Raw genomic sequence first — 13,963 nt, forward strand, 5'->3', positions numbered from 1 at the left:
GCCCTCGCCGCCCGCGCGGACGCGGAGGCGACGCTGCGGGCTCGTTCCGGAACGACCCTCGCCGACTGGGATCCGGTGTCCGAACCGGAACTGGACCTCCTGCTCGAACTGCTCGGCGTCGCCCGCGGCCGAGCAGGCCTGGATGTCCGCGCCGCTGTCACCGGAGACGGTCGATGGCGCGTGACACTCACACCGCCAGGGGACGGTCCCGCCACCGCGGCTTTGTACAGCCCCCGAGGGCAACTCGTCACACTGAACTGGCTGTTCGAGCTGGAGCCGGCGCGGTGACCGGCGACGCGGAGGCCCGGCGGCGGGCCTTCACCGCTCTGCTGGCTCACCCGGTGATCGACCGCCGCCGCCATCCGGAGCTGTACGCGCTGGTCCGGCATCCCCGGCACCAGCCGCTGCTGGCCGAGTGGTTCGCCTCTCGACTGGGTTACCGGCTCGTCGTCACCGATTCCGCGGCCCGGCTCTTCCGGCCCCCGCTGGGCACGGAGGTTACGGCACCCAGACGATTCCGGGCGCCCTCCAGACGCGTCCTCGTCCTCGCGATCCTCGCCGCGGCGGCAGCCGAGGACGCCGAGGACGTGACGACCACACAGGACCTGTCGGACCGGGTGCGGACACTGACCAACCACGACGACGTCGACGTCGCCCCATACGACCCTGACCGGTTCGCCGAGCGGCAGCTGTTCGTCAAGGCCGTCGGCCTGCTGGTGGACAGCGGGGCACTGCGACCCGTCTCCCGGGACGCGGAGCAACGCGGGGAGGGCTGGGCGCACCGCAATGACGTGATGGGCGGCGCGTACGAGATCGGGCGGGACCTGCTGCTGCGACTCGTCGACCCGGCGGCCCTGCGCGCGGCCTTGGCCTCGGGAGCCGATGGCGACGACGAAGCCACTGCGACGGAGACCTCTGCCCGGTTCGCCGTGATGCGACGGCTGATCGAACTGCCCGTCTGCCTCTGGACGGACCTCACCCCCGCCGAACGCGCGTATCTCACCGGGCAACGACACCGGATCCTCTCCTGGTGCACGGAGATGACCGGCTGGGCCGCGGAGCAGCGGGTCGAAGGGCTGGCCCTGGTCGTCACCGACGAGAGCGAGACGGATCTGCCGTTTCCCCGCCTGCGTGCGGTGGACTTCGCCACTCTGATGGTGCTTGACCAGCTCCTGTCCCACCAGGACGCCGACGGTCTGCTGGACGACGGTCGGCTCGACCGGGCCGTGGCTGAGGTACGTGCCCGGTACCACAAGGCCATGACCAAGGAACTCCAGACTGATCAGGCGATACGTGGGCACGCACTGGAGCTGCTGCGAGCACTGGACATGTTGCGTCCCGCCGCGGAGCCCGGCCGGTGGATCCTCTCGCCCGCGGCGGCCCGGTTCCGCGACCCGAAGGTGGTGTCGGTGGCAGTCGGCTTCGACGAGGTGGGGGACCGATGACGTTGGAACATGCGGAGCCGGGGCCCGCGTGGTTGGCGGCCGCGACCGGTGGTGGACTGCCCGAGCCGGGCCGACCCCGCTGGCAGCCGCTGCGGGTCGGGATCGTGGGCCTCTGGGAGTACGACGACGCGGAGTTCTGGTTCGCCGACGGGCGTCTGGTGCTGCGCGGGGGCAACGGGGCGGGCAAGACCAAGGTGCTGGAGCTGACGACGCTCATGCTGCTCCGCGGGGAGATCGCCCCGTCGGTGCTCGACCCCTTCGGCTCGCAGCATCGCACCATGCGGTTCAACCTGCTGCCCACAGGCGAAGGCGACGACCCGCGCGCTCCGGCCGACTCCGGCCTCGGGTACGCCTGGGTCGAGTTCGGCCGCCGGGACGAGACCGGCGCGGCCCGCTACTTCGCGTGCGGCATGGGCGCGAGCGCCCGCCGTGGCACGGGCAGCCAGTCCGTCTCGACCTGGCACTTCGTCACCACGGGACGGCCGGGCAAGGACTTCGCGCTGCTGACCGGCGGACGGGCGATCGAGGAGAAGAACCTCAAGAAGCTCGACGGAGTGACGGTACCGGGCACAGCCGCCGCGTACCGCGCCCGTCTGGCGGAGGAATTGTTCGGCCTGTCCAGCGAGTCGTACGACAACCTGACCGAGCTCCTCAAACAGCTGCGCAAGCCCAAACTCGGGGAGCGCCTCAACCCGGCCAGCCTGGCCGAGACCCTGCGTGCGGCCCTGCCGCCGCTGTCCGGCCACGAGATCACTCAGCTCGCCGAAGGCTGGGACCACTTGGAGCAGCTGCGGCGGGCGGTGGAGCAGACCGAAGAGGCGGCGACCGCTGTGGCGCGGTTCGTCGGCAGCGGGTGGCGGCCCTGGGGCCGTGTCGTGGTACGCCGCCGGGCCGACGAGTTCACCGCCGCCACGACAACCCTGGACAACACCACACGCGACAAGAACCGGGCACAGACCTTCCTGGAGAAGGCCCAGTCGGACGTGCGAGCCACCACGGCGCGGCTGGTCGAGTCGCGGCGGGACAAACAGGACCGGCACACCGAACTGCGCGAGTTACTGGATTCTCGCTCCTACCAGGACGCGCTGACCGCCGCCGAGCGGGTGGAGGGCCTGCGCCGCGTCGTCACAGGGCTGACTGACCAGACGGACGCAGCACGGACCCGGCTGGAGCGAGAGCAGACCGCTCTGGACGGCGCCCGCCGCCGGGCCGACTCGGCAGAGCGGGAAGTCGGCAAAGCGGAGGAGAAGGTGCGCGGCCAGGAGACCGCACTGCGCTCGGTGGCCGGCCGGTGCGGCCTGAAAACATCCGTGGACCGACACCTGCCGGCCCGGGACGTCGAAGCACTCGCCGCCGACTTCGGCACACGCGCGGACCGCTTCGCCACGCTGCGCGATCTCCATGCCGAGTACGGCGAGACCGAGCGACGGGCGGAGGGGGCCGGCCAGGCGCTGGAAGGCGCCGAACGTGCCTTGGCCACCGCCCGGCAGGACGAGAACGCGGCACGAGCCGACGTCGAGCAGCAGGTCGGTGCGGTGCGCGAACTGATCCGTGACTGGGCTGCCAAGTGCCGGGTGGCGCGCTGCCCGGCCGGACTCCTTGAGGAATGGTCCGACCAGGTCGCCGAGTTGACCGTCATCGACACCGAGACCGGCACGGTGCACGCCGGCACATCGCCCACCGAGGCGATGCACGCGCATGTCACGGCGGCCCGCGAAGGGCTCACCGCACGCGCGGAACAACTCCGGCTCCGCCGCGCACCCTTGCAGAGCCGCCACGACGAGGCTACGGCGGAACTGGCGGCCGTACGGCAACACGTCGTGGGTTCGCCGCCCGAACCCGCGGGCTGGGCGCGCCGCGAGCGGCCCGAGCTCGCTGAACGGAGCGGCGCACCGCTGTGGCGCCTCGTCAACCCGGTGAGCGACATCGGCCAGGATCTGCTGGCCCGGCTGGAAGCGGCGCTGGCGGCGTCCGGTCTGCTCGATGCCTGGATCACTCCGGACGGACACCTCTCCACCCGCGACGGTGTGCCGGTCGCCGATGTGCAGCCCGTTGTGGGCGAATCGCGAGGCGAAGTGAGATCTGAACCGAGCCTGCTGACCGTGCTGGAGCCGGACTCGGCCGGAGGAGTGGACACCGACGTCGTACGACGTGTCCTCGGCGGCATCGGATGGACCGGCGCGAGCCGGACGAACGGTGCGCGCGGTGACTGGCTGGCCGCAGACGGCGGCTGGCGGGTGGGCGGACTGGTCGGCCGCGCCGAGCCCATGGGGCCCGCCGCCTATCTGGGAGCAGCGGCACGCGAGGCCGCGCGGCAGCGGAAGATCGTACGCCTGGAGACCGAGTTGTCGGCATTGGACGGCGAACTGGCCGAGGTCGACGGCGTGTTGTCGGACATCGTCGACGCGCAGACCCTGCTGGCCGAGGAAGACCGGACCATTCCCGCTCAGGCCGAGCGGACGCTGGCCGCAGCTGTGGCCACGCTGGCCGAGCGCATCCGGCGGTGCCTGTCCGACGAAGTCGGACTGCGGGGCGTGCGGGAGCGGCATGAGGCGGACTTGGTCCGGCGTGACGAGGCCTGGGCACGGTTCGCCGACTACGCGGGTATTCATCGCTTCGGCCTGCGCGATCTCGACGGACAGGCAGCGGCACTGCAGGACTTCCGCTCCTGCCTCGCGTCGCTGTCCGGCGATGTGGATGTGCTGGCCGCGCGCCAGGACACCTTCGAGAACCTGGTTTCGGTAGTCGAGCAGCGGGAGCGGGACCAGCAGGCCGTCGGGAAGGAGCTGTCGGATCTGGACGGACGACTCCGCAAGGCGGGGGTGCAGCTGTCTACGGCGGAATCGGTACTCGGTACCGATCACCAGGCGCAGCTTCGTCGCCGAGAGGAACTCGAAGCCAAGAGTGCGGACTTGGAAAGCCACATCGAAGGACTCTCGGAAACCCTGTCCGAGGCGAAGGCGTCCGTCGCACGTGCCGAGGAGGTCCTCGATAAGCACGAGGAGCGCCGGGCGGCGGCCGAGCAGGCCCGGGACTCCGCGATGGCCGCGCTGTGGGCGACGGTGGATGCAGGCCTGGCGGAACCGGTGGGTCTGACCTCGCCCGAGCGACGCTCCGTGCAGTCCGCGCGCGAGTTCGCGGCCACCGCTCGGCGGGAGCTCGGCGTGCTGGCGCAGACCACCGACGAGGAACGGCTCTGGCGCCGTTGCTACCGGCAACTGGAGGAACTGCGGCAGAAACTGCTGCCGGGCCGTGACGCCCGCGTCCTGGACGAGGACGACGGAGAAGACGGTGAAGGGAGAGAAGGGGCAGCGAGAGCCTCCGGTATCCCGCAGGTCATGGTCCTCGGCGATCCGGACAGCGGCTGGCAGGCACCGCACCACGCCGCCGACGCACTGGCCGCCCGCGTGCGCCGACAGCAGGACGGCTACGACGCCGAGCAGCAGCGCGTCCTCACCACCCTTCTGGGCTCGGCGTTCATCGAGCATCTGAAGGAGCGGCTGGACTACACCGCGCACACCTTCGCCAAGATCAACGCCCGACTGGCCGCGCATTCGACCCGACAGGGTCACGTGGTCCGGGTCGACTGGGAGGCCGATCCCACCGACCCCGATGCCGGCACCGTGGTCGCGGCTCTGGGGCGTGGCTACGACGAGTTGTCCCCCGACCGCCAGGAAATGGTGAGGGCGTTTCTGGCCCGCAAGATCGATGCGGCTCGTGGTGACGCCTCGGCCGAGGGGGCCGTCGACTGGAAGGCGCAGCTCGCCGAAGCGCTGGACTACCGGAGATGGCTGCGTCTGTCACTGAAGTACCGGCTGGGCGCGGGCGGAGCCTGGGCGGCGTTCGACTCGGCCCGGCACGCCGCGAAGTCCGGCGGGGAGAAGGTCGTCCTGCTGTCCCAGCCGCTGTTCGCCGCCGCCGTCGTGGCGTACGACGCGGCCGGACCGCACGCCCCCCGCTGGGTGTGGCTGGACGAGGCGATGACGGGCGTGGACACGGCGGTCAAGGCTTCCTTCATGGGCCTGACCGTTGATTTCGAACTCGATGTCATGCTCACCGCTCACGATGAGTGGTGCGCCTATCCGGAGGTGCCCGCGGTGGCGGTGTACGACCTGGCTCGTCAACAGCATCTGCCGGGAGTGGACGCCATGCCCTACCTCTGGTGCTCGGGCACGTTGACCCAGGTGGACGTAGACCGTCTCGGCGTGTCCATCGAGGAGACGCAGGCCATGGCGGAGGGGCTGTTCGGAGCGTACGACGATGCCTGAGCTGCCCGCGGGACTTGCCGCGTGGGCCCGGCTGGCCGGACCGGCCATGGTGCTCGACGCGATCCGCAGCAGGGCCGAGCAGGGCTTCAACACCGAGGACGGCACCTTGCGTGTCACCCTCACGGCATCACAGCGTCGGGAGGTGGCCCGCCTGGTGGGCACCCAATGGGACGTCTCCGGGCGTCCCGTACGGCTGAAGGACGTTGCCGCGGCCTTGGGCGAACACGGGCTGACCGTGCGGGAGTTCGTCGAGACGCTCGTCGGCGGACCGCTGGTCAGTCTGCGACAACTGCGAGCGGAGAAGCGGACAGCGGCCGATGCTGAGCGGTCCGCTGCCGACGCCCTTCTGGCCGAAGCCGGGATCGACGCCGAGGTCGCCCGGGAGTGGCTGGACGACCTCGGCACACCACGCGCTGGAGACGACGAGCTTCGCGCGCTGACGGAGCAGACCGTCCGGGTCTGGAACCGCCTCCCCGGTGCGGGGCGGCCAGCCATGCGACTGGCACAACTGGCCGCCACCGTACTGGACAACGCGCACGCCCTGGATCACAAGGAGCCCCTGGGCAGAGCCGTATCCAGACTGATTGCCTACGCGCACGGGGTGCCGCGCCCGCTGCGTCCCGGACGGGACTGGAGACGGGCCTGGAAGACGATGGGCGTGCGGTGCGACGGGGTCTCCTCCCGCGTTCTGGTCCTGAACCTTCCCCTGTACGGCGACGCACCCGCCGCCCGATGGAGCACAGCGGCTCCCGGCGAGCCGCTGTGGCTCTCTCTGCGCTCCCTCACCGGTACCTGGTCGGTGCCCCCGGCGACCAGGGTCTTCGTCTGCGAGAACCCCTCTGTCCTGGAGGCCGCCGCCGATGAACTGGGCCCGGACTGCCCCCCGTTGATCTGTACGGACGGCATGCCCTCGAACGCGGCCCTCGATCTGGTGGCGGGACTGGCGGCTGCCACGGACGAGATCACGGTCCGGGCCGATATCGACGACGCCGGCTTTGTCGTGGTCGACCAACTCCTCACCGCCGCACCGGCCGCGACGACCTGGCGGTACGACACGGGAACGTACCTCGGCCACCTCGGCATGACGATCACCGGAGATCAGAGCCTGGGCCTGGACACACTCCGCGATCTCTACGAGGAACACCGCATCCCGATCCACGAGGAGGCCCTGCTCACCACCCTGCTCGACGACCTGTCACATCCGCGGAGCAGGTGAACGTGGCAGGTTGGCAACAGGGTTTCGCGGCTCAGGCAGCCTGGCAGCCGTCTTCTGGCGTGTCCTCCAGCGGGATTCCGACGACCTCCACCTGCACGCCGTAGGACTCGAGTGCGCGGGCCGCGTGCGCGAGGGCGACCTGTGCGAAGGGGTAGAGGGTGTCGGTGGTGAGCTCGGCGTGGCCCTTGAGCAGGATCGCGTAGACGACCCGCTCCGGGAGGAAGCCTTCCGGCAGCCGACGTCCGCCCAGGACCGCCACCCGGTCGGCGAACCCGGCTCGCGCCTCCGGCTGGTTCAGCAGGGCGTCGACGGCCACAACACCCTGGTTGAACAGATGGCTGAGCGCACCCGAGCCGCTGGCCTGCTTGACCATCACCAGCGTGTTGTCGGGCGCGAGGAGGTCGCAGATCTCCACGCCGCGCTGCCGGTGGAGCGGGGTCCGTACCAGCTTCCGGTCCAGGCAGACGAAGCCGTCCCGGGTGCGCTGAACGCTCTTGTTGTACGCCTCTTCGTCGTCGCCGACGCGCCAGGCCGGCAGATCCACCGACGGGCTGGGGGTGATCAGCCGCTCGATCTTGGTGGCGAGACCCGCGAGGTACGCCTGGTCGAACTCGTGCCACTCGCCCTCGGTGAGGACGAACCGGCGTCCGTCCGCCCGGAGCAGATCCGCCTCGACCCAGCGCTGCAGTGGGTCCGTGCCAATGGCGTCGGCCAGCCTCGCACGGCGGTCCCGGTAGAGGGTCACCCGGGCCTCGCGGAGCGCGGTGACCCGGCGTCCGGGCCGGTGGAACCGCAGTCTTCCCCGCACGTAGTCGAGCTCGAACGTATCGCTGGTCCACTCCTCGCCGGAGCCGAAACGGATCCCGACGGTACGAGCCCGGCCGAAGTCTGCCAGGCAGTCGGTGGGGACGGTCGCCGCGAGGCGGGCTCCGTCGACGGTGCCGAGGGCGTGGTCGAGGGCGGCGTCGAGCAGCGAGACGGTCTCCGCGTCCTGCAGTTGCACCACCGACTCGACGAACTCCAGCTGAGGATGCGGCAGTTCCTCCTTGGACACCCTGGCGATCGTACGGATGTCGCTGATCAGCGACGCCGCGTTCGCGCCGTAGGGCAGCCGCAGGCCGCAGCCGCCCTCGATGTTGCGCACCCGGCCACCGCCGGCGCGCTCGACCGTCAGCTCGGGCCGGGCGAGACGGCCGCCCATGCGCTGGACCAGCTTGGTGTACGTGTCCAGGCCCAGCGTTCCGATCGGTGCGCCGCCGGGCATCACGGCGATGTCGGTCCGGCCCTGGCCCGGGGTGCGGGCCACGGCGGCACGGATGTCGTCCGGGTCGATGCTGCGGACCGCGAAACGCAGCCCGAACCGCCGGTCCTTGAGCGGTGTCGGAACGAGCCGGAAACCGTCGCCGTAGGCGAGGGCGTACACCTGGCCGTCGACCGCCAGCAGCACCAGGCCCGCGCCCCGCAGGGACGGGTGGATCACCGGCCACTCGGTGAGCCGGGCGAAGTCCGCGCACCAGCTGGCCTCTTCCTTACTGAAGCGGCCGTGCAGGGCTATGGCCGGGACGCCGAAGTGGTCGAGCGCCCGGAACTCGGCACCGATCTCGTCGAGGCGGTCGGCCTGGATGCTGTCGAACATGCCCTCCAGGGTCGGTTCGACGCCGACGAGCCGGTAGAGGGTGCGAGTGGAGGTCGGGACGGGAGAGAGCGGGGACATGGCCGTGTTGCTCCTGCGAGGTCTGGTCGTGCCGAAGGCGGTGAAGTCCGAGGTGCTTCGGGACGGAGTGCGCCGATGTCGATCGACGGCGCGGGGCGGCGGGACCCCGTCGGGGACCGCACACGCTGGAACCAGGGGTGACAAGGTGCCGGCTGCCTGCCCCACTCGCCGATGGCGTCGTGGGAGCAGGGCCGGTGCTTCACGGTAACCGCATCCCGCCAAATAACGCAAATTATTGGGAGAGCTTGGAGCTTGAAGCGTCGAGTGGGAGATGGGTAGCCTGTCCCGTATGGCTGAGTCACTGGAAGAGCTGGAAGCGCGCATGGCGGAGTACCGTGCCGCCATCAGCGTTGCCAAGCGTCGCGGCGACAACGTCACCGCAGGACAGCTGCGCGCCGAACTGCGCGCGATCGTGCAGGAGTACGGCCGCCGCCTCGACGAGATGGACGACCTGCCCGAACCCGAGGCAGGCGAGCCCGAGCCCGCCCCGGCGTCGGAAAGTGGCGCTCCGAAGGCAACCCCACCGCCCGCGCCCCGCCCCTCAGGCGGCTCCGTCCCGATTCGGGAGCAGGCGCACCAGGCGTTGACCATTCTCGACGCCCCGGCGGGCCCGAAGTTGATCGCCGCGACCCATGAGGCGTTCCTGTTCGAGAAAGTGGTCACTACCCGGTTGGGGTCACTGCGGCGGGACGAGGAACGCTCGTTCACCGCCCAGCCGTTCGCCCGCCCCTACTACATCTGCCCCGCACTCAGTCATGACCGGCTCACCCCCGTCCGAGGGCTGTTGGCGGTGTCCACGTGGCCTCTTGAGCAGCGGATCATCGGACCGCTGGGTCCCCGCGCCGACTTCCTTGTCCACGCGCGGAGCATCTCCCGGCAGATTGCCCGCATGCAGGCGGCCGGTCATGAACCGACGCTCCCCGCCTGGGTGTTGCTGCGTCGCTTCGCGCTGAACATCCCCGGCGCCTACGAGGGCTACGGGTCGCCGGACCCCGCCCGCGTGACCCAGGCGGCCGAGGCCGAGGCCGACGTGCACGCGGAGGCCGACCGGGCCACCCGGCAGGCCGCCGCCGCCCATGCACGCGAACGACTCACCGATCCGGTGCGCATGCTGTTCGGTGCGACCCGCCTGGGTGCCGTCGAAGCGGTCGAGCAACAGTAGCCACCGGTAGCACATCGATGACGGGGAGTTGCCGGTAAGGTTGTATGGCCACTCCTGCCCCGTGCTCCACCTCCATGGCGCCTGCACGAGTGCCGCTTGGCGCCGCAGGGCGTTATGCCCGTACCCCCGCTCAATGGAAGGTCCATGCCGCCAACCTCTCCTCCGGCGCCCGGAAGCAGTCGCCTCGACCGGCTGCGTGGCGGTATGGAACGGCAGGACTACTCCGCGCGGAAGATCACCGCCCTGAACGTCAACCCCGGTTGCGACCGGCGAGCCGTCCTTGATGCCGCCGGAATCGACAAGGTCGGCCTCGCCGTGAGACTCGGGCTGCCCGCCCCGTTCGGCCAGTCCCCCTTCGCCATCACCCGCCAGCGGGCGTTCGAGGAACAGCTCAAGGCGAACGGTTACGCCGAACTGATCACCTTGCTGCGAGCCGAGCTTGAGGTTCCGGTCGCCGAGGCGGCCGTCGCCGACCTCAACACGGTGGGAGAGAACGCCGGTTTGCGGCCACGGGCAGGGGAGACCAGAAGACTTCTCGGCGCGATCACCGAGGATCATGACGCCCGGGTGATCCTCGACCACCCGGTCCTCACTCTGGACGTCGCCGGCACCAACGCCTACCTCGTACCGGACGCGGTCAGCCACCGCATCGGCGACCACCTCTACGTGATCGTCATCAAGTCCTTCGCGGCCGTGGACGGGCAGGCCGACGCGGGCAAGGTCGCCGAGGCCGCCAAGCAGGCCGCCGTGTACGTCCTCGCCCTGCGCTCAGTCCTGAGCGGCATAGGCGCGGATCCCGCTCTCGTCGCTGAAAAGTTCCTCCTCGTGCTGCCCAAGGACTTCGCGAACCGCCCCTACGGCCGTCTCGTCGACCTGCGCCAGCAACTCGACGCGGTCCGCCACCAATTGGTCCGCCTTCGCCGGGCCGAGGAACGGGCTGTCATGCTTCCGCCCGATGCCACGCTCGATCTCTCCACGGACCCTCGCACCGGCCGTCCGACTGTCGGTACCGATGAGTTGGTCCACACGGTGGAGGCCCTTCCCCACCTCTACGGCCCGCGCTGCCTCGACATGTGTGAGCTGTCCCGCTACTGCCGGGACGCGGCCGTGCGCGACGGTGACCCCGCGCACCTCGGCAGTGTCGTACGGGACAGCCTTCCCGGTCTGGCGAGTACGGCCGCCGCGTACGCACTCGCCCGCGGGGAGCTCAACCCGTCGGCCGCGCAGGAAGAGGTGGCCGCGCTGCTCGGCGACGCGGTCCGGCTCCGGACCCTCCGTCTGGCCGGAGGCGCGGCATGAGCACCCTGCGTGTGGCGGCGGCGCTGGAGGCGACCGCCACCGGCCGCGCGGTGCCGGTCACGATCCTGCGCCATGTCCACATCGCTGATCGCCCCCTGGTCCTCATCCCCCTGAACCTCGCCGGTGAGGCATGCGCCCCGCTCGCCGCGATGGTGGGCACGAACCGTGACGCCCCCGTCCTGCTGGTGGTGCCGAATCCGAAGGACCGTACCGACCGCATCCGCTTCGCCGCCCAGCTCGCCGGACACGTACTGCCGTACTGTGAGAGGTTCGCCACGGACACCGAGCCCTACGAGTACGGCCGCGGCAAGGCGAAGGAGTTACGGGAGCGCTCCACCGACGCCCCGCAGCTGATCGTGCCCAATCCCGCCAGTGTGGGGTTCCTGCGGCTGCTCGGCCGTTCCACTCGGTTCCGGCGCACCGAGGGCCCGTACGCGGTGGATCCCGCGGTCCCGCGGCTCGGCCAGTGGCTGAGTTGGTTCACCGACCAGAATGAGTTCCCCACCTCCAGCCTCATGCCCGCCCTCACCCGGATGCTGACCGCCCACTGGGCCACCGGGCAGAGCCCCACCGAGGACGCACATCTCCCCGCTCTCATGGGCTGGATCGACCCGCCGCCCGACACCGACGGACCGACGGCGGCGCGACAAGCTCAAGACCCCTCCCGCTTTCCGCCCGCCGGCCCCGCCACTGACCCGGTCTTCGACGGCATCCTCACCGAGCTCTACAGGGCGATCGGACAGGCTCCGGGCGAGCGCCACCGAGCGGCGGCGATCCGCCAGCTGGAAGTCCAACTCCGAACCCAACTGCTGCCCACTTGGCGGCTGATGTGGCGCGGTTTGGATCTTCTGAGGGACCGTCCCGCGGGCCGCAGCGTGGTGTCGCGCTGGCAGACGGACAGGGACCGGTTCACCGGCTTCGCCGCCTATGTGGCGGACGGCGGACTTCCGCAGGGCCGATGGGAACACGCCTCGGGAGCCGCCCGGCGGCTTGCCCGGCTGGAGGATGCCTCCGACCGTTACGAGTCCGAGCGGGCTTTCGACGACCCCCTGGTGATGGCTGAGTACGAACTGTCCGGCGAGGCCGTGGTCGGTGTGGTCACCGCGGCCGCCCCCAGCCGTATGATCGTCGCCCCCTCCGGCAGACAGCTGCTGCGCCCTCTGCTTACGCTCTCCCTGCCGCGGCCTGGGCGACTTCATGTCCGTGACGAGATGCGCAGCCCCGCCAGGGCCGGGCAAAAGGCTGAGGTCCTGGCCATACGGCGCACTGAGGAGGGACCGTACGAGATCGACTTCGAGCTGAGCGGCGGCATGGGACGCTCCCAGCGGCCCCCGGCACCACCGGGCACTGTGCCGGAGCTCGGCGAGGAGGTCTGTTATACGAGCCTGCCCGTCTTCACGAGGCCGGCCGCTCTCCCGGACGACGAGTCGACGCCCTGGACGCACGGCGGCCCGCCCCAGCCCCACGCACCCACCGACGACGACGCGAACGAGGCATGGGAATGAGCACACCCGGTGAACGCGCCGACACCGCCGTCGCCGGGGTCCTCACCGACCTCGACCGGCTCGACGGCGATTCCTCTCGCGGCATCGTGGTGGATTCTCCACCCGGTGCCGGGAAGTCCACCCTGGTAGTGCAGGCGGCCCGTCACCTTGTCGCACGCGGCGAGCCGGTGATGATCGTCGCCCAGACCAACGAGCAGGTCGACGACCTGGCCGAGCGGCTCGTACGGGACCAACCCGGCCTCGCCGTCGGTAGATTGCTGCGGACCGGAGGCTCGCTGTCCCCGCGACTCGCGGAGCACGCCGACGTCGTCATCGGTGCTGAACGAGTCGCCGACCTGCGTCCTCTGCCGCCGATCGTCATCGCGACCGCCGCCAAGTGGGCGTGGAGCAAGGAGGAGGACGGCCACTGGCCCATCGCCATCGTCGACGAGGCGTACCAGATGCGCTCCGATGCTCTGCTCGCCTGCGCTGGCCTCTTCGACAATGCCCTGTTCGTCGGCGATCCCGGGCAACTCGACCCGTTCAGCAGCGTCGAGACCGACCGTTGGACCGGCCTGACCTGGAATCCCCTGCGCAATGCCGTGGACGTCACCCTGGCGCACAACCCCGGCATGACGCTCCACGAGCTCCCCGTCTCCTGGCGCTTGCCGGCCTCGGCCGCCCCGCTGGTCGAGCGGGCCTTCTACCCGTTCACCCGGTTCATAGCCGGCACTGGTCCCGACGACCGGCGTGTGTCTCTGCTGCGCACCCTCGCTCCCGATCCCGTCGACCGCGTCCTCGACCGCGCCGCCGAGAGGGGATGGGGCTATCTCCAACTGCCCGCCCGGCACACCCTGCGCACCGACGGCGAACTGGCCGACGCCCTCGCCGACACGGCCAGACGCCTCCTCACACGCGGGTTCCGCACCTACTGCGACCAGGCGCCCCCACCCGAGGGACGGCGCCTCGCCCCCGGCCGCATCGCCGTCGGCGTCGCCCACAACGACCAGGCGGAGGTCGTCCGCAGCCGCATCGCCCTGGTCCCGGAGCTGGACGGCATCACCGTGGACACCGCCAACCGCCTCCAGGGCCGGGAATTCGACGTCACCCTGGTCTGGCATCCTCTGTCCGGCCGCGTCGACGCCAGCGCCTTCCACCTGGAGACCGGCCGCTTGTGCGTGTTGCTCTCCCGTCACCGCCACGCTTGCGTCGTGGTCGCCCGAGCCGGTATCCCAGACCTTCTGGACCGCCACCCCTCGGTCCAGCCCGTCTACTTGGACGTCCCGCCCAAGTTCCCGGACGGCTGGCGTGCGCACCAGGTCGTCATGGAACACCTTGAACGGTCTGACCATCGTGTGCTGGTCTGAGCTGTCCG

General features: G+C 70.6%; 9 protein-coding genes. 8 read left to right on the forward strand and 1 reads right to left on the reverse strand.

The window, feature by feature from the left end; all coding sequences use genetic code 11:
• From R6V09_RS02540 to R6V09_RS02555, 4 genes are all read left to right on the forward strand, one after another.
• Nucleotides 1-288, forward strand: a 288-nt coding sequence (locus tag R6V09_RS02540; RefSeq protein WP_317879668.1) for a DUF2397 family protein, incomplete at its 5' end; no start/stop codon positions are given.
• The gene (locus R6V09_RS02545; RefSeq protein WP_317879669.1) at nt 285-1,445 is read left to right on the forward strand and encodes a TIGR02678 family protein; all 1,161 of its coding nucleotides are present in this window, start codon (nt 285-287) and stop codon (nt 1,443-1,445) included. The genes R6V09_RS02540 and R6V09_RS02545, both read left to right, overlap by 4 nt.
• A complete protein-coding gene (locus R6V09_RS02550) occupies nt 1,442-5,713 on the forward strand; it encodes a TIGR02680 family protein (RefSeq protein ID WP_317879670.1) in 4,272 nt (1,423 codons plus the stop codon). Before R6V09_RS02545 ends, R6V09_RS02550 begins: the two co-directional genes overlap by 4 nt.
• A complete protein-coding gene (locus R6V09_RS02555) occupies nt 5,706-6,929 on the forward strand; it encodes a TIGR02679 domain-containing protein (RefSeq protein ID WP_317879671.1) in 1,224 nt (407 codons plus the stop codon). Before R6V09_RS02550 ends, R6V09_RS02555 begins: the two co-directional genes overlap by 8 nt.
• 31 nt (nt 6,930-6,960) lie before the next feature.
• On the opposite strand, the gene R6V09_RS02560 is transcribed toward R6V09_RS02555, so the two are convergent.
• Nucleotides 6,961-8,643 (reverse strand): DUF6119 family protein, encoded by a 1,683-nt coding sequence (locus R6V09_RS02560; protein ID WP_317879672.1) that lies wholly within the window; start codon nt 8,641-8,643, stop codon nt 6,961-6,963.
• A 289-nt stretch (nt 8,644-8,932) separates the two neighbouring features.
• Here R6V09_RS02560 and R6V09_RS02565 point away from each other — a divergent pair, with 289 nt between their 5' ends.
• The 4 genes from R6V09_RS02565 (at nt 8,933) to R6V09_RS02580 (ending at nt 13,955) form a co-directional block, all read left to right on the forward strand.
• Entirely contained in the window at nt 8,933-9,805 is an 873-nt protein-coding gene (locus tag R6V09_RS02565) for a hypothetical protein (protein WP_317879673.1), read from the forward strand.
• Nucleotides 9,806-9,949: 144 nt separating this feature from the next.
• On the forward strand, nt 9,950-11,104 hold the full coding sequence (locus R6V09_RS02570; RefSeq protein WP_317879674.1) for a hypothetical protein: 1,155 nt from the start codon (nt 9,950-9,952) through the stop codon (nt 11,102-11,104).
• Complete coding sequence (locus R6V09_RS02575) at nt 11,101-12,609, forward strand: hypothetical protein (protein WP_317879675.1); 1,509 nt, start codon at nt 11,101-11,103, stop codon at nt 12,607-12,609. Before R6V09_RS02570 ends, R6V09_RS02575 begins: the two co-directional genes overlap by 4 nt.
• Nucleotides 12,606-13,955, forward strand: coding sequence for an AAA domain-containing protein (locus tag R6V09_RS02580; protein WP_317879676.1), 1,350 nt, complete (start codon nt 12,606-12,608; stop codon nt 13,953-13,955). The genes R6V09_RS02575 and R6V09_RS02580 overlap by 4 nt, the downstream gene beginning before the upstream one ends.
• Nucleotides 13,956-13,963: the final 8 nt, after the last annotated feature.

Source organism: Streptomyces sp. W16 (assembly GCF_033194735.1).
Lineage (GTDB): Bacteria > Actinomycetota > Actinomycetes > Streptomycetales > Streptomycetaceae > Streptomyces.

Excerpts from the sequence above, each read along its gene's own strand:
- R6V09_RS02550 (WP_317879670.1), top strand. The coding sequence starts at position 1,442 with ATGACGTTGGAACATGCGGAGCCGGGGCCCGCGTGGTTGGCGGCCGCG.
- R6V09_RS02555 (WP_317879671.1), top strand. The coding sequence starts at position 5,706 with ATGCCTGAGCTGCCCGCGGGACTTGCCGCGTGGGCCCGGCTGGCCGGA.
- R6V09_RS02560 (WP_317879672.1), bottom strand. The coding sequence starts at position 8,643 with ATGTCCCCGCTCTCTCCCGTCCCGACCTCCACTCGCACCCTCTACCGG.
- R6V09_RS02565 (WP_317879673.1), top strand. The coding sequence starts at position 8,933 with ATGGCTGAGTCACTGGAAGAGCTGGAAGCGCGCATGGCGGAGTACCGT.
- R6V09_RS02570 (WP_317879674.1), top strand. The coding sequence starts at position 9,950 with ATGCCGCCAACCTCTCCTCCGGCGCCCGGAAGCAGTCGCCTCGACCGG.
- R6V09_RS02575 (WP_317879675.1), top strand. The coding sequence starts at position 11,101 with ATGAGCACCCTGCGTGTGGCGGCGGCGCTGGAGGCGACCGCCACCGGC.
- R6V09_RS02580 (WP_317879676.1), top strand. The coding sequence starts at position 12,606 with ATGAGCACACCCGGTGAACGCGCCGACACCGCCGTCGCCGGGGTCCTC.